This is a genomic window from Candidatus Methanoperedens nitratireducens, from assembly GCF_000685155.1.
Taxonomy (GTDB): Archaea; Halobacteriota; Methanosarcinia; order Methanosarcinales; family Methanoperedenaceae; genus Methanoperedens; species Methanoperedens nitratireducens.
Map to the genome: position 1 here is coordinate 636,267 of NZ_JMIY01000001.1, position 23,155 is coordinate 659,421.

The 23,155-nt window shown below is 43.4% G+C and carries 23 protein-coding genes, 1 tRNA gene and 1 pseudogene; 17 read left to right on the forward strand and 8 right to left on the reverse strand.

Annotated elements, in window-relative coordinates; all coding sequences use genetic code 11:
• Nucleotides 1–10 precede the first annotated feature (10 nt).
• The 4 genes from ANME2D_RS03295 (at nt 11) to ANME2D_RS03310 (ending at nt 4,109) form a co-directional block, all read left to right on the forward strand.
• Nucleotides 11–1,078 (forward strand): NAD(P)-dependent glycerol-1-phosphate dehydrogenase, encoded by a 1,068-nt coding sequence (locus ANME2D_RS03295; protein WP_048089098.1) that lies wholly within the window; start codon nt 11–13, stop codon nt 1,076–1,078.
• 34 nt (nt 1,079–1,112) lie between these two features.
• Nucleotides 1,113–1,574: a UPF0179 family protein gene (locus ANME2D_RS03300; protein ID WP_048089099.1), complete on the forward strand. Its 462-nt coding sequence runs from the start codon at nt 1,113–1,115 to the stop codon at nt 1,572–1,574.
• On the forward strand, nt 1,574–2,833 hold the full coding sequence (gene hisD, locus ANME2D_RS03305) for a histidinol dehydrogenase (protein ID WP_048089278.1): 1,260 nt from the start codon (nt 1,574–1,576) through the stop codon (nt 2,831–2,833). Before ANME2D_RS03300 ends, hisD begins: the two co-directional genes overlap by 1 nt.
• Before the next feature lie 280 nt (nt 2,834–3,113).
• Nucleotides 3,114–4,109, forward strand: a complete 996-nt coding sequence (locus ANME2D_RS03310; RefSeq protein WP_157833931.1) for a hypothetical protein — start codon at nt 3,114–3,116, stop codon at nt 4,107–4,109.
• Between the two features lie 275 nt (nt 4,110–4,384).
• Here ANME2D_RS03310 and ANME2D_RS03315 read toward each other — a convergent pair.
• A pseudogene (locus ANME2D_RS03315) lies at nt 4,385–4,849 on the reverse strand (IS630 family transposase); the annotation flags it as partial.
• Complete coding sequence (locus ANME2D_RS03320) at nt 4,843–5,442, reverse strand: helix-turn-helix domain-containing protein (protein WP_081810100.1); 600 nt, start codon at nt 5,440–5,442, stop codon at nt 4,843–4,845. The gene ANME2D_RS03320 and the pseudogene ANME2D_RS03315, both read right to left, overlap by 7 nt.
• Nucleotides 5,443–5,586: 144 nt before the next feature.
• Here ANME2D_RS03320 and ANME2D_RS03325 point away from each other — a divergent pair, with 144 nt between their 5' ends.
• Both ANME2D_RS03325 and ANME2D_RS03330 read left to right on the forward strand, forming a co-directional pair.
• The gene (locus tag ANME2D_RS03325; RefSeq protein WP_048089102.1) at nt 5,587–6,087 is read left to right on the forward strand and encodes a hypothetical protein; all 501 of its coding nucleotides are present in this window, start codon (nt 5,587–5,589) and stop codon (nt 6,085–6,087) included.
• Nucleotides 6,088–6,096: 9 nt separating this feature from the next.
• On the forward strand, nt 6,097–6,666 hold the full coding sequence (locus ANME2D_RS03330; protein WP_048089103.1) for a RipA family octameric membrane protein: 570 nt from the start codon (nt 6,097–6,099) through the stop codon (nt 6,664–6,666).
• Nucleotides 6,667–7,118: 452 nt separating this feature from the next.
• On the opposite strand, the gene ANME2D_RS03335 is transcribed toward ANME2D_RS03330, so the two are convergent.
• Nucleotides 7,119–7,394, reverse strand: a complete 276-nt coding sequence (locus tag ANME2D_RS03335; protein ID WP_048089104.1) for a hypothetical protein — start codon at nt 7,392–7,394, stop codon at nt 7,119–7,121.
• Between the two features lie 241 nt (nt 7,395–7,635).
• On the opposite strand from ANME2D_RS03335, the gene ANME2D_RS03340 reads away from it, so the two are divergent.
• Nucleotides 7,636–7,896, forward strand: coding sequence for a hypothetical protein (locus ANME2D_RS03340; protein WP_048089105.1), 261 nt, complete (start codon nt 7,636–7,638; stop codon nt 7,894–7,896).
• A gap of 202 nt (nt 7,897–8,098) precedes the next feature.
• Here the strand turns inward: ANME2D_RS03340 and ANME2D_RS03345 are convergent, their stop codons facing one another.
• A complete protein-coding gene (locus ANME2D_RS03345; protein WP_048089106.1) occupies nt 8,099–9,118 on the reverse strand; it encodes an SDH family Clp fold serine proteinase in 1,020 nt (339 codons plus the stop codon).
• Nucleotides 9,119–9,804: 686 nt separating this feature from the next.
• Between ANME2D_RS03345 and ANME2D_RS03350 the strand changes: the two genes are divergently transcribed.
• On the forward strand, nt 9,805–14,625 hold the full coding sequence (locus ANME2D_RS03350; protein WP_048089107.1) for a DNA polymerase II large subunit: 4,821 nt from the start codon (nt 9,805–9,807) through the stop codon (nt 14,623–14,625).
• A 10-nt stretch (nt 14,626–14,635) separates the two neighbouring features.
• On the opposite strand, the gene ANME2D_RS03355 is transcribed toward ANME2D_RS03350, so the two are convergent.
• A complete protein-coding gene (locus ANME2D_RS03355; RefSeq protein WP_048089108.1) occupies nt 14,636–15,520 on the reverse strand; it encodes a hypothetical protein in 885 nt (294 codons plus the stop codon).
• Nucleotides 15,521–15,608: 88 nt separating this feature from the next.
• Between ANME2D_RS03355 and ANME2D_RS03360 the strand changes: the two genes are divergently transcribed.
• Nucleotides 15,609–16,337: a heparan-alpha-glucosaminide N-acetyltransferase gene (locus ANME2D_RS03360; RefSeq protein ID WP_048089109.1), complete on the forward strand. Its 729-nt coding sequence runs from the start codon at nt 15,609–15,611 to the stop codon at nt 16,335–16,337.
• A 90-nt stretch (nt 16,338–16,427) separates the two neighbouring features.
• Here the strand turns inward: ANME2D_RS03360 and cofH are convergent, their stop codons facing one another.
• Together cofH and cofG are read right to left on the reverse strand one after the other, a co-directional pair.
• The gene (cofH, locus tag ANME2D_RS03365) at nt 16,428–17,501 is read right to left on the reverse strand and encodes a 5-amino-6-(D-ribitylamino)uracil--L-tyrosine 4-hydroxyphenyl transferase CofH (protein WP_394295690.1); all 1,074 of its coding nucleotides are present in this window, start codon (nt 17,499–17,501) and stop codon (nt 16,428–16,430) included.
• A 43-nt stretch (nt 17,502–17,544) separates the two neighbouring features.
• Nucleotides 17,545–18,534, reverse strand: coding sequence for a 7,8-didemethyl-8-hydroxy-5-deazariboflavin synthase CofG (gene cofG, locus ANME2D_RS03370; RefSeq protein ID WP_048089111.1), 990 nt, complete (start codon nt 18,532–18,534; stop codon nt 17,545–17,547).
• Nucleotides 18,535–18,766: 232 nt separating this feature from the next.
• On the opposite strand from cofG, the gene ANME2D_RS03375 reads away from it, so the two are divergent.
• From ANME2D_RS03375 to ANME2D_RS03380, 3 genes are all read left to right on the forward strand, one after another.
• Nucleotides 18,767–18,849: transfer RNA gene (locus tag ANME2D_RS03375), tRNA-Leu, on the forward strand.
• Nucleotides 18,850–19,058: 209 nt separating this feature from the next.
• Nucleotides 19,059–19,301 carry a hypothetical protein gene (locus ANME2D_RS17820; protein WP_157833932.1) on the forward strand — a complete coding sequence of 81 codons (243 nt, stop codon included), beginning with the start codon at nt 19,059–19,061 and terminating at the stop codon, nt 19,299–19,301.
• On the forward strand, nt 19,298–19,654 hold the full coding sequence (locus ANME2D_RS03380) for a hypothetical protein (protein ID WP_048089112.1): 357 nt from the start codon (nt 19,298–19,300) through the stop codon (nt 19,652–19,654). The genes ANME2D_RS17820 and ANME2D_RS03380 overlap by 4 nt, the downstream gene beginning before the upstream one ends.
• A 131-nt stretch (nt 19,655–19,785) precedes the next feature.
• Here the strand turns inward: ANME2D_RS03380 and ANME2D_RS03385 are convergent, their stop codons facing one another.
• Nucleotides 19,786–20,565 (reverse strand): hypothetical protein, encoded by a 780-nt coding sequence (locus ANME2D_RS03385; protein WP_157833933.1) that lies wholly within the window; start codon nt 20,563–20,565, stop codon nt 19,786–19,788.
• 303 nt (nt 20,566–20,868) lie between these two features.
• Between ANME2D_RS03385 and ANME2D_RS03390 the strand changes: the two genes are divergently transcribed.
• From ANME2D_RS03390 to ANME2D_RS03410, 5 genes are all read left to right on the forward strand, one after another.
• Complete coding sequence (locus ANME2D_RS03390; RefSeq protein ID WP_157833934.1) at nt 20,869–21,414, forward strand: hypothetical protein; 546 nt, start codon at nt 20,869–20,871, stop codon at nt 21,412–21,414.
• 143 nt (nt 21,415–21,557) lie between these two features.
• A complete protein-coding gene (locus ANME2D_RS03395) occupies nt 21,558–21,758 on the forward strand; it encodes a hypothetical protein (protein WP_048089115.1) in 201 nt (66 codons plus the stop codon).
• Between the two features lie 131 nt (nt 21,759–21,889).
• Nucleotides 21,890–22,147 carry an SWIM zinc finger family protein gene (locus tag ANME2D_RS03400; protein WP_048089116.1) on the forward strand — a complete coding sequence of 86 codons (258 nt, stop codon included), beginning with the start codon at nt 21,890–21,892 and terminating at the stop codon, nt 22,145–22,147.
• Nucleotides 22,148–22,360, forward strand: coding sequence for a hypothetical protein (locus ANME2D_RS03405; protein WP_048089117.1), 213 nt, complete (start codon nt 22,148–22,150; stop codon nt 22,358–22,360).
• On the forward strand, nt 22,360–23,109 hold the full coding sequence (locus tag ANME2D_RS03410) for a hypothetical protein (protein ID WP_048089118.1): 750 nt from the start codon (nt 22,360–22,362) through the stop codon (nt 23,107–23,109). The genes ANME2D_RS03405 and ANME2D_RS03410 overlap by 1 nt, the downstream gene beginning before the upstream one ends.
• Nucleotides 23,110–23,155: the final 46 nt, after the last annotated feature.

Consider the following 23,155-nt stretch of genomic DNA (forward strand, 5'->3'; position numbering starts at 1 on the left):
TTGAGACCCTATGAAAGAAAATAAAGAGAGCTATAAGAATAAGTGGATGCAGCTTCCCAGGAATGTTGTAGTTGGTCATGATGTAATCAGTGACACTGGTAAGGTATGTAAAGACCTTAAACTTAATGGGAATGCTCTGATAGTTGCGGGTGAATCCACACTGAAGGCAGCAGGAAAAACGGTAGAGGCCTGCCTGGAAGAGTACGGTTTTAATGTAGATATTGCTGTTGTTAGAAGTCCTGCCTATGATGAGGTAAAAAGAGTTGAAGAACTATCAACCGAGATCAAAGCCTCATTCTTACTGGGTGTGGGAGGCGGAAAATCGATAGACATAGCCAAACTTGCATCCACGTATCTTGACCTGCCTTTTATAAGCATACCCACAGCAGCATCACACGATGGCATAGTTTCCTCCCGTGCCTCTATCCTGAAGGATAACAGAACTGTATCAGAAGCTGCATCAACCCCTATAGCTGTTATAGCCGACACCGCTATTATAGCCGCAGCACCGTACCGACTTTTAATAGCAGGATGCGGCGATATCATCTCCAATTATACCGCAGTGCGAGACTGGGAGCTTGCCCACAGACTGCGTAACGAACCTTTTAGCGAATATGCATCTATTATCTCAAAGATGACAGCAAAAGTATTGATTGAATCAGCCCGGATGATAAGACCTGGCATAGAGGAGTCAGCATGGACTGTCATAAAAGCACTTGTAGCAAGCGGGGTTGCGATGAGCATCGCAGGTTCATCCCGTCCGGCAAGCGGATCTGAGCACAAGTTCAGTCATGCACTGGATGAGATCGCTCCTCAACCTGCCCTGCATGGAGAGCAGTGTGGCGTAGGGACTATAATGATGATGTACCTGCATGGCGGCAACTGGCAGGAGATCCGTGATTCCCTCATAACAATCGGTGCTCCCAGCTGTGCTGTTGAACTGGGGATAGGGGAAGAATATATTATTCAGGCACTCCTTAATGCTCATGAAATCCGTCCTGAGAGATATACCATACTCGGGACAGGATTGACCCGCGAGGCAGCAGAGAAGGTTGCAAGGATTACAAAAGTGATTTGATGATTATAATTAAAAATAAGATCAGGTGAATTGTATGGAAGAATCGGATACAATAATAACATTAATAGGAACAAAACTGGCGAAAATCGGAAACGAGTTCATCTTTAGAGGTACTGCAAAGGACTGCGAACCATGCAAACTTAATAGAACGTGTCTTGGATTGAATATCGGAAGCAAGTACAGGATAAACAGCATTCGAAAAGGAGGGAAACTTGAGTGCTTTATACACGACTGCGGTGTTTGTGCCGTAGAAGTCATCGAAACTCCAATCAGAATGAGCATTGAGGCCAGAAAAGCCATTAGAGGTTCAAAAATAGTATATGAACCTGTGGCATGCAATTATTCAAGTTGTGAGAATTATGGTATATGCCATCCCTCCGGACTTATACGGGGTGATAAATTCACTGTTGTAGAAGTGGCGGGTGAGATGCCGGGGCACTGCAGGAGGGGTTATTCACTAAAAGTGGCTGAAGTAAAAAGAAGTGAGAGAAGTTGATATTAATCAAGCCTATCTCTCAACTTTCAGAAGATGAAACTGCAAAGCTCCTGAACCGCAGTACAGGGCTTCAGGATGTAATCGGGCCTGTGAGCTCAATACTGAAGGATGTTAAGAGGAACGGGGATGCTGCACTTCGGGAATTCACACTGCAGTTTGATAGGGCGCATATAGACAAAATCGAGGTTCCCGGTGATGATATCGATGCTGCCATGCTCTCTGTTGATAAAAAACTCCTTTTTCATCTGAATAATGCAGCCTCAAACATCCGTGCGTTCCATGAGGCGCAGGTCTCAAAGGACTGGATAAGGGAGTTTGCTCCAGGGATATGGCTCGGCCAGCGCATTACCCCTCTTGGAGCTGTGGGAGCGTATGTGCCAGGTGGAAGGGCTTCGTACCCTAGCACAGCCCTGATGACAGTGATACCTGCTAAAGTTGCAGGTGTCGGTGAGGTCATCGTATGCACCCCGCCAGGGCCTGATGGAACTGTCAATCCACTCACGCTTGCTGCAGCACATATTGCGGGCGCTGATCGGGTAGTCCGTGTGGGCGGCGTGCAGGCGATAGCAGCCATGGCATACGGGACTGAGACCGTACCTCAGGTGGATAAGATCGTGGGACCGGGCAATGTGTATGTTACCACTGCAAAGATGGTCTGTGGTGTTGCTATTGATTTCCCGGCAGGTCCGAGCGAAGTCCTGATAATTGCCGATGCATCAGCGAGGGCTGATTTTATCGCATCTGATATGATAGCCCAGGCAGAGCATGATCCGAACGCTGTATCCATACTTGTGACGCCATCCGGGGAACTTGCAGAGAAGGTTAAGCGAGAGATAGACATGCGCTTAGAGAACGAAGTGAGAATGGACATTATTAGAAAATCACTGGAAAATGCCGCCATACTCACAGGTACGCTTGATGAGTGCATTGAGTTCTCAAATAAGTTCGCGCCAGAGCATCTTGAAATAATGACGGAGCAGGATATCATCAGCAGGATAAAACATGCAGGATCTATATTTATTGGCCCGTACGCGCCAGTATCCGCAGGGGATTATGCCTCCGGCACCAATCACGTGCTTCCTACAGCCGGGTATGCACGTATGTTCTCGGGACTGAATACTGATCATTTCGTGACGAAGTCGAGCGTGCAGATAATCGAGAAAAAGGGGCTTGAGAGCATAAGTGAGGCGATCATCGGACTGGCTGAGGCGGAGGGGCTTTCTGCTCATGCGAATGCTGTAAGGGTTAGAAAAAAATGATACCCGACACGTTCCTTATTTTTTATAGTGATGTCGGGCAGGGTTGGGAGGTGGTCGAGAAATATATTGAGACACAGGATGTGCACCATGCAAAAAACGCTATATACAGGCTCGTCCTTAAGTCCGGGGTTTGTGACTGCTCTCCGCGCTCGTTTTCATGCTCTCAGAGGCGATGGAATAGCCCAAATTACACCCAAAATGCTGAAATTCAGGCGCTAATATTCCGATTCATCAGATAGATTAATGTGCTATGTAGTTGAAGGTCAACATCGAAATACAAATGGGACACAATACGGAAAATGAATCGGCTAAGCCAACTTTCGAAGCGATTATATTATTTAAAAGAATTCCATATTGGATATATTGGCCTGCAATTGGATTCTTATCTTTTGTACTCGGAGAGTTACTAACTCGGTTTTTTGCAGAAAACTATTTTTTATGGAGCCGATTACTTTTTAATGTAGCTTTTGGGACTTTACCAATTATAAATATATGGTTTTTTCATTCTTTTAGAAAAACAATGCAGGAAATATCGATATTTTTTTGGCAAGATGATGCAGAATTTCAGAGATGGTTAAAAAATAAAGAGATACATATTTTTACCCTTCGTTCTTGGATGGCGAAATGTGTTACAGGATTCATATTCGTTGCAGGATTAATTACTATTATCTTATTGGGACTTCCTTTTAAGTCTGAACTCTTCAATTTAATAGGATTGATTTGTTTCTCAATTTTTTTGATGTTTTGTGGTAATACCCTTTATATTTCGATTGGCTTACTTTCAACACTAAGAGAAATTGTAAATCGACCCACAATTATTCCTTTCTTTATGCCCCACCATCGTGTTATTTCCAAATTGCAAAATTACTATTTAATCCAAACACTCTTCATTGTTCTTTATTATATTGGTTTGGTGATTGCTGTATGGAGAGGGCCATATGGCTTGAATTCTGCAATGCTAATATGGTTGACTGGTCTAGCGAGTTATCCACTTGTCATGTTTTCTTGGTCATTCCTTCAAATTCATTTTCTAATGCAGAATATTAAGCAATCATACCTTGAAACGATTAATTCGGAAGTGCAATATGCTTTCAAAAATGTATTTAATGGTCATGATTTTCAAGAGTTAGAACATTTGGAAAAAATCATGAACATTCAAAATAAAATACATACCCTCGCTGAATGGCCGGTATCTGTTGGGGGCGCGCTAACATTCTTGACAAGCCTTGCAACAGCTATAATTCAAATTATTGTTTCTACTTACTTCAGAAAATAGCCTTTTCCAATATCTTACTCTGGTTTGTGTTATCATTAGCAAGTATTGAGTCATGTTGTTCTAAGAAAAAAGGGATCAAAGTTAAATCCCACTTTAGAACATTAAATTGTTCTGCGCCTGAGAAATTCTATATGAAACAAACAAATTGACATGAATAACAAAAACCATGAGCATCCTCCCGTTGATGCCTCGTGACTGAATCCACGCTCGTTTGCATGCTTGTAAAGCTATAGGAAATCGGAACATATAAGTAAACCGCCAAAAATTCTGGCCTATTAGGATTTTAACCCTGCGACTCTAAGCGCATCCTCGGAAGTAAGTGATGATAGCTTCTCTATGCATCCTTGCTTTAATGGTTCTAAATCAACATAAGTCCTGTTTGCCGCAACTTCTCCCTTTAGCCATCTCCATATGTGTTCTACAGGGTTCAGTCGTGGGCTTTTTGGGGGAAGATAGATCAAATGAATTTTTGGATTTTTTGTAAGCCATTCTTTCACCATTCTGCTTCTATGGTAGGTTGCTCTATCTACCACAAGATAGATATCCAGTGTTGGATAGGTTTTGAGAAGCAGCTCTAAGAATTCAATGAAGTATCCACCATTTTTACGATCAAATATCTTGAAAATAATCTCACCGTCCAGTGGAGAAAAAGCCCCAAAAACAGAAAAATATCTGTTCCAATTGTTAGGTGTAAGTATTTTCGCTTGCTGACCTACTTTCATCCACATCTTCCTTAATACTGGTAGGAGGTGGAAGCTTGTTTCATCCTGATAAAAGAGCTTCGCTTTCTTTTTTTTACTTCTTCAATGGCTTTTTCAATCTCAGGTGGTTTTTCTCCACCTGGCCCAGACCAAAGTTTGGGTCTTCTAAAAACGTAGTCCATACGGTGTAATACTCTTCTCACCGTATTATCCGAGAGCAACAACCCGAATATAGCAAACAAATGGATGCAAAGAAGATTGCTTACCCAAAATCCGGATTTATAGCCTACCTCTTCAGGATTCTTTTTCATTGCATCTTCAACAGCTATCTCTACTTTTTCATCAGCTTTTCTAGGTCTTCCCGTCCTTTCACCATCATGTAAGCCTAAAATTCCAGCTTCTCTGTATCTCCTTATCCAGCGTCTTACATTCCTGGATGATATATAAAGCAAGTTCCCGATCTCTGCCTCGGTCCTTCCCTCATCAAACCATATAATTACAAGAGCTCTTATTCCTTCTCTTCCTATTTCATTTCGCAAAAATCTGTATAATGTTTCTTTATCTTCGCTGGTTAGCCCTAACCTGCCTGGAATGGATAGTCCAACGTCTTTGGTCATAGTTCCCACTTCCATATAAGTTAATGACGTAATAGGACTAATATTTTGGCTATCTACTTACTTCACATCTGAAAAATAGGCGCTCATAAAGAAGAAAATTATAAGTACAGCATAAGACTCTATAAACAAAATTATAAATATTATTATCGGAGACATGGTATGAATAATGTAAACAGCTTCTTAAGCTTTTCAATTGAAAAAAATGAGGCCGAAATCCGAGACTTGAAAAGGTTCTGGGATGACCTTAGCTGGTGGGAGCGAGATGAGTCAATGAACGCCGCATTAAACTTCTCCACCGTCGACCATAGATTACTCGCACAGAGACCTGACGACCTGAAACAACGGAGTGACAAAATTCTTGAAGAGATTAAGATGTTGGATATCTTGAATGCTAAGGCAAGACCATCAAAATTAAGATTAATGCTCCGTCTTGTGCCTTATGAAGGGCAGAAGCCTAATTTCCGTATCTGCCTATCCAAGATTTGGGCTCTATCTATAGATGATCTGGTTAACTTAGGTAAATACCTGGGCATAGAGAAGGTAGAGTCTCTTAGAGAACATCCTAATGACCTTTACAAATTATATTGGGATATCGGTGCTAACCGCACTCTGGCCATATTCTTTGCATTCAGAAATTACCTTGGAAAGTTAAATATTTAAAATAATTGTATGGCTGAAATGGATGAATTAGATAAAAAGAAAATACGCCTAAAAATATCAAATGATACCAGAAAGTTTGAAATTGAATTATTTTGGAAAAGATCATTATTCTTTTGGGGTTTTATCGCATCGGCATTTATTGCATTTGTTGCATCATATAAATCCAATCCAATTTTAAGCTTTGTTATCGCGAATTTTGGCTTAGCATGTTCTATTGCCTGGACCCTCGCAAATAGGGGTAGTAAGTTTTGGCAGGAAAATTGGGAGCAATGCGTTACAAATAATGAAGATGAAGTAATTGGTCCATTATTCAAAGAAGTGCAACCGAGATTAGATAAAGATGGCTTCTGGCTCAGTGCGAGAAGATTTTCAGTCAGCAAACTCACAATTGCACTGAGCGATTATGTTGCAATTTTATGGTTATTTATCAATAGTTATTTAATTATTAAAATTCTAAATATAGAATTTGCGATCTTAATGGATAATACAGTCCTTCTATTAACACTTTTCACGTTGATATGGATAGTTCTAACATTACATTTTTCGAAAGGTAAGAGTGTTGATTCAAAGGAGAAATGAGATTTCTCGTGGTACTCTTATCCAATTTCAATATTAACCATGCGCCTGAACAAGGAATATAGAACCTAAAAATAGAAATTAATCCCAAACCATCGAGCATCCTCCTGATGCCCCGGCGCTTTCAGCCCGGGGTAGTGACTGAAGGCGATAGGAGTTGTGTGCATCCTTAGAATATCATGAAAAGATATAATAATAATTATTGTATTAAAAACGGGGCACGGAAGGCACTATCTCAATATCTAGTTATGAATAAAAGAGTAATATCATCACAACAGATACTTATTTATTCTTTAATGTAATGATATTACTTTGGTTTTAGCAATGGTAACAATAGCTTCCAACCTTAATAACTTTTCCGAAATATCCAATCTTCAAAATGGTGGTTACCAACGCATACTCAAAACCATTGGTAACTTTTACCGTACCAGTGTAACTTGTTACAATAGGTAAAATCATTGTTCAACGAATAGACTCCTCAACATATCCATGTTCTCTTTAATCTTCAATCTTTTAATCCATTTTTCCAAATGTTTTCGTTCTATTAAACCTCCTCCGATCTTTACTATTACTTCAGCAGCTTCTTTTTCATTAGGCACCTTCAGAATTATTGTTTTCTCAATATCAACTCTTCCTAAGTACTTTTGTTTTGATCTCTTTTCCACCCTGTCCCAATATGTGAGATATTTGTACTTACGCCCCTTGATTTCCCGTATGAATTCCTTTGCCATTATTCCTGTTGTAACATGTTACAATAGCATAAGAATTTGCTAACATAATTTTTACTTTTGTATGTTGTAACTGTTACACTGGTTTACTGCAAGCATAAAAAACAGTTAAGTTTAAATGGTAAACCTATGAATTGGTAACCACCAAAATGTTTTCAATGAGTTTGGGAATGAGTTTGAATTCACTGAAAATAACATCTTTCGCCGAAAAATTTCCCCTCAATGTCCTGAATGTGGGAACAATATGGTTCATAACGGCTACAACGAGTATACTAAAAAAAGTCTTGGCATAATAAAAATTGGCAAATATCTATGCAAGCATTGTGGTAAAATGTTGGAAGAAAAAAGAACTGCATGGGAGAAAATTAAAACAGAATTTTTCAATCAACTTGGGCTAATTTACCAGCAGCTTAGATTGAATCATGTTTCATATCAGAGAATCTCAGACAAAAAATCACTGGATTTTAGGATTGTGCCGGCACGGAAAAAATTAGTATATTTCTAACACTCTTCTTCAGAAAGTATAGGAAATAAAGGTTCGGGTGATGCTGAAGATGTGTTCTCTACAGAGAAAATAATATTTGTAGTAACGTCAATTATTTGACGCGCTGACGTCAATCCAGCACTTTTGAAAGGTGAATCTGTAGAACTTGAAGTTTCCATTATTAACACATCCGATATTGCCTATCAATATGTATGATGGTAAACTATATAGTATTATCTATTAACCATCCATCACTCAGTACTCTTTCTTGGAATGCCACCACAGGCATTGGTATCCCTGGCTGATTTATTTGCATCCTTCTAACCTCTTTTGTTGTTCGATACACATGAGTTAGATCTATAGACTCAATGATACCCCTATTAAAGTTTCCTGTTTGAGTCTCAACTGTTCTTAGAAAGACCTCTGGACTATAAGGTGTGTCAAGGGACAGAAGTTCATTGTATTTATCGTAAAGCTTGACTGTATTCTTATCCAGACTTTCCGAAACATCAATTACATTTAACTTAAAGACATCTTTTGCCTCTTTTCGCCCAATCAGGTAATCATGTGAGAATCTCTCTTTTGTCAAAGTGTTAACAATAAAATCTATCTTATCTTCATCTGACATATGATATGAAAGTAAAGTCTTTGCCAAGAATGCTATTTGCTCCCTTGCTCTATAAACTGCACCCAAAACGATAGGATTTACTCTTGAAGATAACTGTTCGAATGCTTTTACCCTAGAATCTTCATTTTTAAAATCTGCTTGAGTTTTACCGAGGTCCATATAACCCACAACATCTTCCACATTAATAGGAACATTCATGACAGCGCCTGGTTGACCCGGAATAGGAACTGTAGGGCTTAAAGGATGATTAACGGATGGATCTATTGGACCTAATTGCCCCATTTTTGTCATAATAATTTCGTTTGCCCCTAAAGCAATAAGAGTTGCGCAGCTATATGCTTTAAACGGAACAAAAACAGTAAGTTTATCACAAAACTCTCGAATTAAATTTACTAAACCATACCCAGCTATAGTTATGCCACCAGTACTGTACAAAAATAAGTCTATCGAATCTTGATGGCCTATCTGTGAAAGGTGTTTAAAAAATAGAGGAAATATATCGCTTGCAATTCTTGTTTCTAATCCCCTTCTATCTCCTGCAATATATGATATAATCTTTGAACCTCGTTCCTCTTCGATTTCTTTAATAATTTGTAATCTTTCTTGCCTTGTCATAATACTCTAAAACCTTTGATTCTATTTAGCATTTATGTTAAATATATCTCAAAATCTTATATCACTTATTCCACTTGTTTCGTGCCCTTCCAATTAGCAAAAGCCAAAAGCGACAAGTGAACGATAGAACTCCTCATGCACCAGCGCGTGGATGCCTCGTGATTCAGAGTCTGTCTAGTAATTCAAAGCCTTGAAAAAAAGGAGACTTATTAGGGCCTTAAATCGAAAAACGAGGAAAAATTTTTGTTGATTTTTATTACTGCAAGTAATTACCGGACAGCCTCTTCATCACGAGGTAGTGACGGGTTCATACTTTCAACTTATGAGTTTTTGCTTTCAACTTATGGTTCCAGTTCACAATACTTCCCTTAGCATCGTTCCCACAAGAGAGCCGCTTACGACCAAAAAAAATCTTTGTCTTCGAGAAGAATGTATCTCAGTATTTCTGGAGGATGGACGGGAAGGCGGGCGTGCTTTTGAGTATTCCTACTCAAGGTGGTTTTGTTCTGATTCGCGGTTGATGAATATGGATGACGTGGATTTTACGAACATTTTTAGGCAATTGATAATCACGACAAGCTTTATCTCATTTTAGCCTGAAATCAGCATGTAATGTTTATCAAACAGAGAATTTTTAATAAGTTTCAATCAATCCGAAAAAATAAGGAATGTTGGGGGCTCAATAAATGAAATTCACCGCCAGCGACACAATGCTCGCCTACTTCAACACCCTCGAATCCGAACTTAACCGCGCCATCGCCCTCGCCAACCGTGCGCGAGCGAACGGCGCCGACCCAAGGCCAGAAATAGAGATACCCATTGCAAAGGACCTGGCTGACCGGGTCGAGAAGCTAATTGGCGTGGAGGGGGTTGCAAAAAGACTGCGGGAACTTGAGATGACCATGTCGCGTGAAGAGGCTGCCCTGCAGGTGGGCCTTGATGTGGCAGGTGGGAAAATCTCAAGCTTTGAATCTAAAAAAGATGCTATTGATAAAGCCGTGCGGGTAGCAGTTGCAGTTCTCACAGAGGGAGTGGTAGCTGCCCCGATTGAAGGTATTGCCAGGATCGATCTCTCAAAGAATGATGACGGCTCGGATTATATCCGTATATATTACTCAGGCCCTATCCGGAGTGCAGGCGGTACTGCACAGGCACTATCAGTCCTTGCTGCAGATTATGTGCGCAGGAGCCTGGGGATTAGCCCGTTTATTCCGAGACCTGAGGAGGTTGAGCGGTATGTTGAGGAGATCACAGCGTACCGCAGGGTTGCCAATCTCCAGTACCTGCCCTCTGATAACGAGATACGGCTTATCGTGAAAAACTGTCCTATATGCATAGACGGTGAGCCCACAGAAGAGGCAGAGGTTGAGGGAAGGCGCGACCTTCCGCGTATTGAGACAAACAGGATTCGCGGCGGCATGGCGCTTGTCATTGCAGAAGGCATAGCCCTCAAGGCCCCGAAAGTGAAAAAACATGTTGATAAGCTCAGGCTTGATGGCTGGGACTGGCTTGATAAATTTAATGTTACGGTTAAAAGTGATGATACCTCGGCAGTACTTAAGCCGAAGGACAAGTACCTGCAGGACCTGATAGCAGGCAGGCCTGTTTTTTCATACCCATCAATGCCAGGGGGATTCAGGCTCAGGTACGGAAGAAGCAGGAATACAAGTTTTGCCGCTGCAGGCATCAGCCCGGCCACAATGGTAATTATGGCAGATTTCATCGCAGCAGGCACGCAGATCAAGGTAGAGCGGCCGGGGAAAGCTGCAGGCATAGCGCCTGTGGATACGATTGAAGGGCCAACTGTCCGCCTGCTCAACGGGGATGTTCTGAGGGTGGATACCCAGGAAGAGGCCCTCAGGATAAGGCAGTCAGTACAGGTGATCCTTGATATCGGTGAGCTCTTAATAAACTTCGGGGATTTTCTTGAGAATAACCACCCCCTTGCGCCATCCTCATACTGCTATGAGTGGTGGATACAGGAACTCGGGGCAAGAACATCCATAGAACCTGGAGACCTGAAAAATCCAGATCAAAAAACCGCACTTTCCTTATCCGATACCTATGCGGTGCCGCTTCATCCAAAATATACCTATCTCTGGCATGATATCAGCATAGAGCAGTATATTGAGCTTGCAGAGTACATACAGAAGAATGGTATATACGCTGAAATAGTCTCGTTTCCTCTTGATGATAAAATAAAAGACATACTTGAGATACTTCTTGTGCCCCATAAAGTACGCGACAGGCAGATCCATATTGAGGAGCCCCTTCCTCTCCTGAGGTGCCTCGGGCTTGATTGCAGCCTGAACAAAACATGGACTGAGCCGGAATCTAACATCATGGATACAGTCTCAAAAGTGAGCGGTATCACGATCAGAAAAAGGGCACCAACAAGGATCGGGGGCAGGATGGGGAGGCCTGAGAAGTCTGATAAGCGCGAGATGAGGCCTGCGCCTCATGTGCTTTTCCCTATCGGCGAGGCAGGAGGGAGGAGGCGCTCACTTAAGAGCGCAAAGGATTATGTCGATAACGGTGAGGAAAAGAATAGCGAGTTCAGAGTCGGGCTATCTGTCCAGAAAGAGAAGATAGGTACGATAACAGTCCAGGCAGGTGAGCGCATCTGTCCTCTGTGTAAAATCCGCACATTCAAGAACAGGTGCAAATGCGGTGAGTTCACGCATCTGCTGCTTAGATGTCCATCCTGCAATATAGAGGTAAATAAGCCCCTGTGCCCTAAATGTAAAAAAGAGACGACATCGGTCACAGAGATGGATATCGACTTTAAATCAGAGTACCAGCTTGCCCTGAGTAATGTGGGCGAGAGGGATGTTTTTGAATCGATAAAAGGTGTTTTAGGGCTTACATCAAAACACAAGACGCCTGAGCCGCTTGAGAAGGGGATTTTGCGCGCAAAACATGATATCGTGATGTTCAAGGACGGGACTGTGAGATACGATCTATCGGATCTGCCTCTTACGCATATCAGGCCTGATGAGATAGGCGTTACTGTGGAAAAATTAAAGCAACTCGGTTATATGTATGATATCCATGGAAAACCGCTTGCTGAGAAGAACCAGGTACTTGAGCTTAAAGTCCAGGATATTATCGTCTCAAAAGACTGCGCTGAATACCTCTTAAAGACTGCAGGGTTCATTGATGACCTCCTGACAAAATATTATAAAGTAGAGCCCTATTACTCTCTGGGCAGCATTGATGACCTGATCGGAGAGCTGGTAATAGGGCTTGCACCCCATACATCGGCAGGCGTGCTCGGGCGTCTGGTCGGGTTCACGTCCGCATCCGTGGGCTATGCCCATCCCTTCTTCCATGCTGCAAAGAGACGTAACTGCTTCCATGGAGATGAAAAATTATTGATTTACAGAGGAGATGGCTTTGAGCTTTTAACGATTCGCGAGCTTGTTGAACACGGTCTTACCGGCAAAAGAGAAAAAGATGATTTTGGAACCGAATACAAGGAGATACAAGGCCTGAAAACATTCGCTTTCAACATAAAAACAAAAAAATTCGAGCTGGCGGATATAACCCATGTTTCAAAACATATTCCTCCTGAAAAGCTGATCGAAATAAAAACGAAAAGCGGTAGAAAGATAATCGTGACTAAAGATCATCCGTTCCCGGATAAATCAGGAATAAAAGTGAGGGCGGAGTATGCAGATGAATTATTAATCCCCTGGAACCTCAAAAGACCTCCTGTTGAAACTAAAGAGAACATCGACCTGCTTTCGATAAGCGACGCTGAAGACATAATGATAAGGACAGAAAGCGATGTTTTCGAGGAGAATGTACCTCTTTCACAGATAAGCAAAAATCTTGGAATGAGTTATAAGACATTTACGAATTATATTTACAGAAAATCATATCCGTTAGAGCTGGTCAACAGATTTAATCCTGACGTAATCGATACAGGAAATTACCTGATAGGGAGCAGAAGAGATAAGGTTTCTATAAAACCCAGCATAACCGTGGATGAAGATTTCTTATCACTGTTAGGATTTTATTTAGCTGAAGGGTTTATTAAGAAGAATCAAATCAATTGTCATCAGGTATCTGTAACCGCTACTAAAGAATGGACAAAACGCATATTAAAAGAAAAAATAAACGCTGTTTTTGGCTTATGCCCCAGTATTTCAGGAAACCATGTAACGATATGCTCAAGATTTGTCTACGAACTTTTTGAGAAACTGAAAGTCGGTAAAGATGCGAAAACAAAGAGGGTTCCGAACTTTGTGTACTCTCTACCAGAGGATAAGATAAGTGCATTTTTGAGAGGTTATTTCACCGGAGATGGATCGTGCTCTTTGCAGAGCACGTTAGAGGTCAATTTAACTTCAGTAAATAAATGGCTGATAGATGGTGTGTCTTTCCTTTTGATGTTTTCTGGAATTAAGCACTCTATCTACGAGGAAGAACGGGCTGTAAAAAGCAACCTCATTCTAAAATTCTATGGAAAACCGAAATTGATCCATTCATATAAGATAAGGATTTATGGCAGCGAAGCAAGAAGATTCATAGAAGACATAGGCTTCCTCGGTGAAAAGCAGAAGCATGCTGAAGAATTGCTTAAAAAATGGCTGGCTAAGAAAGGTCGGTCAAGAACCTGTTTTGATGAAGATGTGTTCATTGATAAAGTTGTAGAAAGAAAAGAGATAAGCTCTCAAGATAAATATGTATATAATCTGACAGTCGATACCCACCACAGCCTCATTTGCTCGGGAATTACTACCTTTCAGTGCGACGGCGATGAGGACTGCGTGATGCTCTTGATGGATGGTCTTCTGAACTTCTCGCGCTCATATCTTCCAGATAAACGAGGCGGACAGATGGATGCGCCTCTTGTGCTGACCTCGCGCATCGATCCAAATGAAGTCGATAAGGAGGCGCATAACATAGATGTGCTCTTCCAGTACCCTCTTGAGTTCTATGAGGCAACGCTGGAATACAAGAATCCCAAAGACCTTGCCAGGCTCATAGATACTGTGAGCGGAAGGCTTGGCACGCCAGGACAGTATGAGGGCTTTGGCTTCACTCATGATACCACGAATATAGCAGCAGGCCCAAAGAACAGTGCATACAAAACGCTCGGGAGCATGATCGAAAAGATGGATGCACAGCTTGCCCTGGCCCGGAAGATAAAGGCTGTGGATGCGCAGGATGTTGCAGAGAGGATCATTAACTCGCACTTCCTGCCTGATCTGATCGGGAACCTGCGCCAGTTCTCAAAACAGAAGGTCAGGTGTACCAAGTGCAATGCCAAATACAGGCGCCCTCCCCTGCGCGGGAACTGCTCGAAGTGCGGGGGGAATATCGTGCTTACGGTCCATGAAGGCTCGGTCAGGAAATACCTTGAGACATCGATTCGGATCGCGGATGAGTACAATGTGCGAAAGTACACAAAGCAGAGGCTGGAGTTGCTTGAGCTTGAGATGAGGTCTTTATTTGAGAGCGATAAGGTGAAGCAGAAAGGGCTTGCGGATTTTATGTGAGGGATGGGTTTTAAAATTCATAGATCTCCGGGCCATACGAGCTGAAAATAATAACCCTTTTCTGTAATTTTGTTTCTATCGATCTATCGTAAAAGGATCTATGGATGAACGAAAGCTCAATCTCTCTTTTTTTCCTTACTATATCTTTTTCATTCCCTTCGTATTTCTTAGATAGATGTGTTCCTTTATTAAGCAGCATGCTTCTCAAACACAGGGCAATAAGCATAATAATCTGCCTATCGCTCCAGTTTATGTTAGAAGAGCCGTTCTGGGCATAAACAAAGCTGTTGCTATCCAGTTTTCCATAAAGCCACATATCGCCGTTCACATAACCCTTGGCATGCCTGAGGATTACATTTGCCTCTGGCAGTGTTTTAAAAAATTCCTTTCCCTCATATGCAGCCCATCTAGTAGAGTAGTTAATCAGGAAATGCACGGTATGCTCAGCGCTTATTGCAGTTATCTCTTCAAGGCTTCTTAGATCCTCTCTCAGATCGTAATCAGCATCCTTCGGGCCAATACTGCTGTCGTATTTACCCACAAACCTTAACCTGACATTGTTCTTCCTGGAATACTCCCTGTACATTTCAACATGCCGCCGCATGCCCTCATATATATCACTGTAATTTACTCTTTCCTTATGTCCCTCGTGTATAACATTGATATAGCTGTTCTTTGCACCCAGCACTCTGAGAAAGTGGATAAATCTCATGACAAATAATCCACCATCGAAATATGCCTCAGATCCATCAAGTTCGGTAGACGTCCTGGTACCATCGGTCATATCGTAGATGACCAGCTCCTCCATATTTTTTCTGGAGCTATCAATATCCAGTTTCTCACAGCATTCTTTAAATATTCCATGGATTTTTTCATCTGAAGGTAGGGTTATCATAGTTATTCTTCCGTGTTTTAGTTCAGTAGGATGCCACTATATTAAGGATTGGATGTATTATAATTCTCTCTAAATAGCTCAAGGCAATATGACTACGTATGGTTCACTGTTAAAAGATGGAGAGAGAATCCAGGCCATTGATCTTATCAGAGGGGTTGATATTATTCTTATGGTTTTGTTTAATTATTCCGTCACTTTAAGTTATTTCGGACTGATCTACTTATCATCAAGTTATCTCTACTGGTTTATTTTTCCAAGATCAATAGCTTCTATTTTTATTTTCTTATCAGGCGTTGTTGCCTATATAAGCTATGAGAAGAGTAAGAATTTTAACAAAAGATATTTTGTAAGAGGGTTAAAGCTTCTGCTTTTTGCTTTTTTAATTACTCTTTTTACTTACATACTGGTGCCAGAGAGAACAATATACTTCGGCATACTGCATTTTTTTGCTGTTAGCTCTTTTCTTGTGCCATTTTTCATTAAATACAGTAAACTCAACTTAATTGCCGGGGTATCGATTATACTATCAGGCTTATACTTACAGCGAACAGAATTCGATTTCCCTTACCTGTTATGGTTAGGCCTTATACCTGAAAACTTTTCTACATTCGATTACTTTCCCCTGATACCATGGCTTGGAGTGCTTTTGCTTGGTGCATATTCCGGGAAATATATTACCAGAAGAGCAAATAGAAGATTTAAAAGCAAGCTGGCTGGCATATTCATATCCTTAGGTAAAAACTCTCTGACAGTTTATTTAATTCACCAGCCAGTACTCGTCTTTCTTTTGATAATCATGGGGTTTAAACTCGACTAATAGTGTTATAATTAAGTGCTCAAGGGGCGCAACCCTTGATGCTTAAGAGACCATGAGGATAGATTATAATGCTGCTGGATTATGAAAAAGTTATGCTATGGTCTCATTTATAGATCTATATAATGTATCGCGCTGCTGGGGTATTCTGTTTATCTCTCTTATCAGGTGCTCAAACTCCTCCGGCGCCATGTACTCTCCATTTCTTGAACCTGCGCTCCTGGATATATTCTCCTCCATCAGTGTTCCTCCCAGGTCATTCGCCCCGGCGTTTAGAGCAGATTGTGCCAGTTTCTTACCGAGCTTTACCCAGCTTGCCTGGATGTTCCTGATATGTGGATACAGGAGTACCCTGGCAAGCGCATGGAATTTTAGATCCTCGAACCCATAATAGATCTGCTTTCCTGCGCCCAGGCTGTTATTGGATGGCATAAATGGAAGGGGTACAAACTCTGTAAAACCATCCGTTTCTTTCTGTAGATCACGGATTATTAAAATGTGCTCGATCCGTTCCTCCAGGTTTTCGATATGCCCATACATGATCGTTGCAGTCGTGCGAATTCCCGATTTATGGGCACTCCTGACAACATCGATCCATTCACTGGTTGTTAGCTTCTCAGGACATATCTCCTTTCTAACCCTGTCAACGAGTATCTCTGCAGCCGTACCGGGCATGGAGCCAAGACCTGATTTTCTCAGGTTCAAGAGCGCTTCTTTTACACTTACATTGCTGTTCCGGGCGGCATGGTGCACTTCCATGGGAGAGAATGCATGGATATGCAGTTGCGGGAATTCTTCCTTAATCGCCTCAAGAATCTCACAGTAGCTGAGAACGTCCCGATCAGGAAGAAGCCCACCCTGGATACATACCTCTGTGGCATTGATCTTGACTGCGGCTCTTACCTTTCCAAGGATCTCAGGTATGGATAAGATATATCCATCAGGCTTCCTGAACGCGCAGAACCTGCATGTTCCGATGCACCTGTTTGTAAAATTGATGTTCCTGTTGATCACATAGGTTACTTTATCTCCTACTGCTTTTTTTCTAAGCCTGTCAGCAAGGGGAAAAAGAAACGATGGACTATTATAAAGAGCCTGCGCATCGTCCATTGTGCAGTTTCCTGTCTCGATATGCCCGAGGACATCATCCTTAAAGCTTTGTAGTATCTGTATAATACCACCTGAATTTGGGGTTTAAATGCGATACCTGTTAATATGGTTTACGAAAACCTTCAGCATCAGAAAGACTGTGAATAAGCTGCGCAATCTCTTTACTGTACCATTTTCTTTTAATATACTGCGGATATACAGGTAATCGCTCCCGCAGGGGAAGATCTACCATGGCCTGCAGCTCCATAATGTTTGGCCATGGGGATTCAGGATTGATATAGTCGATAGTCCGGGGTGAGATCCCACCAAGATCAGAGGCGCCACACCTTATCAGTTCCTTCGGGCCGATCAGATTGGGAGCCACCTGTATAGCCACATCCCCGGGAAGAATCTGTCTTGCCATCGAGACTGTCTTTTTCATCTCATTTAATCCAGGAGAAGGGCATGAAGCCATTTTAGTTCCGTGCTTGGGGATAAAATTCTGGATAATGACCTCCTGAATATGGCCGAATTCTTCATGGATCTCCCTGATAGCATGGATCGATCGCACTCTGTCTTCCCATGTTTCGCCTATGCCCACAAGGATTCCTGTAGTAAAAGGAATACCCAGTTCACCCGCAGTCCTGATAGTTCTAATCCGCAGTTCTGGATCTTTGCCTGCGCAGCCCTCGTGCGCATCGATAATACCCACGGTCTCAAGCATGAGTCCCATACTGGCATTATATGGTTTTAGTTTTTTTAGCTCCCATGCTTCAAGTATGCCGGGGTTGCTGTGGGGTAAAAGACCAAGTCTTATTGACAGCCTGCACAGCTCTACAAGATAATCAATAATAGAATCATATCCCAGCTCCATTAGCAGGGGCATGAAGCCTTCAACTTCGTGTGGTCGCTCTCCAAACGTGAATAGCGCCTCGGTACAGCCTGCAAGTGCGCCTCTTTTAAGTGTATCCATTACTTCAGTAGGGGAGAGAAGTTTTGCCTCAGGTTCTCCTATCATGCGCCTGAAGCCGCAATAACCGCACTTATTCCTGCAGATATTGGTAAGAGGGATGAAAACGTTGCGCGAGAACGTAATAAAGGGCAGGGACATATGCCATAATTGAATCGAGTTATACATAATTATATCGAGTAATACGTTAACTTAAAATAATCCAAGATACATTTACGATAGCCATCTGCGGGGGTAACCAAGCCCGGCCAAATACAAAAGAGGCCAAAGGTGCAGGACTTAAGATTATACTCGAAACGCTACACAAGATTTATATTACGTAAAACTAAAAAAAGGGCGCAATAACAAATTATCGTTAAAGAAGATATACTTTGCGAGGGTATCCAAGCGGCCAAAGGAGTTGGACTTAAGATCCAATTGCGCAGGCATTCGTGGGTTCAAATCCCATCCCTCGCATACCTTATCACTCACGTTCCCCCTTACAAACGGCGGATAATACCGTCATACCGTCATTACCGTCATTTCCACGAGCAGGAGACAATGACGGTATTGATGACGGTACTATAAATGAGAAGTATAGTATCGTCATCCTGTGTGGTAGCACTATTAGTCAATCCATCTGCAGCAACTAAATTATCATTCAGCGCCGGGCTTCGCCCAGACCCGTGGAAGCGCCGCTTTCAGCGGGGGCAGCCTATCGCCTTCACGTTTCCACCCATCACGTCACAACGGCGCGCAGGTTAGCTGCTGAAGAACGAGGCAGGACTTCCTGCAGGACAATGCGGCCGTGTTCACGCCGCAGGCGCAATGAGGACTTTTTTCTGCTTGTTAACTGGTCTAAAAAGCCGAAGGAAACCGGCGAGCATAAGATTAAGCCGTCCGGAGATAGAGAGATGAGTGATATATGACCGCAGAAAAAGTACCCGGCTGGATAAAGCAAGTCCTGATGCCTGAGCTCAGCGAAATAAAAGGCGAGCTCAAGGCAATCAACACAAGGATCGATTCAACGAACGAGAAGATAGACAGCTTGAGAAATGAAACAAAATCAGAAACGGAAGGTCTCAGGAACGAGATCAGATCTGAGATAGCACGCCTCGAGGACAAGATAAACAGCCTCAGAAATGAAACAAAATCTGAATTTACAGGCTTGCATTACAGGCTCGATTCACTTGAGAAGCGTATTCCTGTCCTCGAAAAGATAACTGCCTTGGAGCACAAGATCGCAGACCTGGAGAAGAGGCTGGCTGCAGCAGAGACGTGATCTTATCTTTTTTGTTTCAAAAAGCTGCATTTTGAAAGAACCTTTACACAGTTGAGCCTCCAGGATGCGATATAGGGCGTTGCGCGATCTGCCACAGGCAGGTCACGGCAAGGCTGATCACACTTCGCGGGTCATCTGACTAACCCATCATATTCATCCGCCATCTCGCGCAGATCGAACATACCTTTTATTTGCTCCGGGTCAGCAAGACTCGGCCCGGATCCCCTGAACCCTTCTTTATAATGCGTATCGTCGCCAAGCGTAACCATGTTGTAGAGTTCTCCGGGCACGGCCTGCATAGGCAGGTTGAATATCTTGTCTTTTTCCTCATTCCGCAGCCGCTTAAGCGCTTCGTACCCATTCCTGTATTCCCTGAGCGCAATGCCCGTCCTCTCAGCTTTCCCGATATCATAGCCAGCCTGGCTCCTCTCAAGTTCCTCAAGATGGGTTATGAACAGGGCGAGTTTGCTTATCTCAATATCGTAGAGCAGTACGTTGTTAAGTCTCAGGCTGTTGTACAGCATCCGCTCCTTCTCAGCATTGTTGATGAACTTTCCCGATTTCGTGAGATCGGTGCTGTTGATTCTCCTGATATCCTCGGCGTAGCTCTCATCGAGCCTGCGCCACTTCGTCGTTTCCTCAATGATCCTTCCCTCAAGCCCTGCGCGGTATGCCTCAGCGCGTGCTATATCGGCACGTTCGGCATCAGACACAGTCGCCACGGGCTGCCCGGTCACGGCCCCATCGAGATCAACGGCGACGGGCTCGACTTCAGGGCTGCCGATGCATCCGGAGAGGGGCAGCAACAAAGCAACCATCAGAATAATATATGCCCATTTTATGAACATGTTCGAAATAGGAACGCACATGCATATATATATTTCGCAACTTATACTTCGTGTTGTATTCACATTATCTTTACAATGCAATAGTATTATTTACAGCCATTGCAAGAGCCATGCACCCCTCAAACTCAATTTCTTTCCAGGCTGCCGTTAAAAGCTTTCAAGCGTTCTCCTGCCAGACGATACACTCATACTCTTTTGCTTAAAACGTCCTATATCGCATCCTGAGCATTTTACTCTCTAACAGTGTAAATTATAGATATGCAATGGAGACAGCGCCATCCTCCCGTTGAGTGGGGTACTATCGAGTGAAGAAATGGCTGGATGCTGCCCCTCCTCCAGTGTTGGCTGCTGTTGCCCTCCTGGAGCATGAAATTAAATGAAGTTTTGATGGGTGATCATATGGACGCGCAGATGACGGGCAAAGCTGATACTGGCCTCTCGAAGGTCATATCCTTTGAGAAACGGCAGGAGCTCAACAACATTCTGCACTCAGAGGATCCTGATCACTATTCCCGCCTCTGGCTTGCAGGCTTCTTGAAGTTCTGCGGCTACAGCGTTGATGAGATCTGTGCCATAATCCATGCTGAAGCCAGCTGGTCGGATTACAACGAGAGGACAACCTGGTGCCAGGTTAACAGCGTCTTTCGTGAGTATAAGAGATCCAACAAACCGTGTACTGGTGATGGCCCTGTACCCGATAGAAAGGTATTCAGCCCGTTTGTAAAATGCAATTCCGACGATCCATGTCCCGATTCAGTGAACGGCTTTTGCTACATCGCTGCAGGCGAGTACAATATCCATTCGGTGGACGAGAGGATCCGCCGCGCGCTGGACTGTTCGATGAACAATCAAGCTGCAAGGTTCCAGCGCCAGGAACGGAGACTAAGAGCTTTACGGGACCTCTTCAGGTGAGTACCTGAGGCCACACGGTGGGGAATGCAATTAAATGAAGTTTCCATGGGTGAGTCAAAAGGACTCCGAAGCGCAAGCAGTCGCAGGGGTACTATCCTGCGAGTGCCGAAGATGCGCTTACCGTCTGTTTAGGAGACGTAACCATGGATATAGAATCGAATCGAATTAAGCCTTTCGCTCAATCGTCAGAGCGAGAACAGATACGAGAACATTTCATCAAGCGTGCACGCGAAGCGCCAATACCAGACCCATTCGATCCAGCATCGATGCTGAAGTGGGGAGAGTACGTTGACGAGATGCGCGAGCTCGAACAGATGCTGCGTAATGCAGGGGAGAAGTTATGAAATACTTCTCCCGGATCATCTTGATAGTATTTGCTTGTGGCCATCGGAAGCGTGGCATAGACACCTATCAACAATTCGTGACAGATAATAAGGTGGACTGCCCGGCATGCAACTCTCGGGTGGTGATGTAGATGATGCGAAAGGATCGCGTTTTCATGAACGTCTCGGATCCGGGAATGCTGGGCAGACTGTCACGGTCAGCAGATATCACCATCCTGAACCGCTTTGAGTTCTTCGAGGCAGTGAACAGCAAGAACAGGCACAGGTACAGAGTCAACGTCACGGAACGGGATATCACCTGCTCATGTCCTGATTCGAAGAAAGGCAACCACTGTAAACATGAAATCGCGGTCGCCAGGGATATGAGCTACTTTCTGGGAGGGGTCTAAATGACCACTTCCCCTCTTGATGCTGTCTTTGATAAAGCCCAGCATAAGCTATCCAGGGATGCATTCCATGACTGGCTGTGCAGAGCATACGGTGTGATGTCAGAAGCTCTGGCGAATCCTGGCGTATATTCAGAGCGCAACACAGTGCAGATCCTCAGGAACGCGATCACTGAGCTCTCTGTAGAGTACGCGAAGAAAGAAGAGGTGGAGTAATGTCCGATCTGGCGCTGGGCGAAGATCTGCCTGTATTCGAGGTTCCTCTGTTCGATGACCAGCACGCTCCACTGGATCCACACCCGACCAGAGGGGCCCCATTAAGGCAGTGGTATCCTCGTCAACTCAAGGAAGTGACCATCCTTGCCAGGACTAAAAGCACCGGCCACATCAGAATCATCGAGGAGGTTCGATCTGCAGACGCGCAGTATTCACTGCTGATGCACTACTACAAGGTCATTGGGATGGTCGAAGTGTCCAAAAGAAGGCCGCCGATGACCATTGAAGAGGAAGTAACAGCATATAACCTGTTTCAGAGCGGAGCATCGATCCAGGAGGTAGCCGCAAGGCTCGATAAAAATATCTCCACGATCTGGAGGCTCGCACCAGGAGAGCCAACCCGCAAATATCATCACCTTCATAGATGCCAGATAGAGGAAATTGATAGATTGTACGGGATGAAAACGCCCCCTAAAGAGATAGCGCGGGTGCTTAACCTGCCCTATAGGACGGTAACGTATCACCTCTATGAGAAGAAACGCCATCACTTACATACACATCAGAAGCAAGAGATTGACAGGCTGCACAGGATGAGAACGCCCCTTGAGAAGATCGCAAGAGTACTTAACCTGCCACGTAAGACGGTAGAGTGCTATCTCCTTGAAAGGAATGGTAAAGAGCTTGAAGAAGGGAGGGGAAAGCCCCCCCTCCTGCCGGGCGCCGGGATAGCGGGTGGGAAAACAAATTAAATGAAGTTATCAGGTGTGTAGCTGTATGGCTACATCCAAAAAGGTG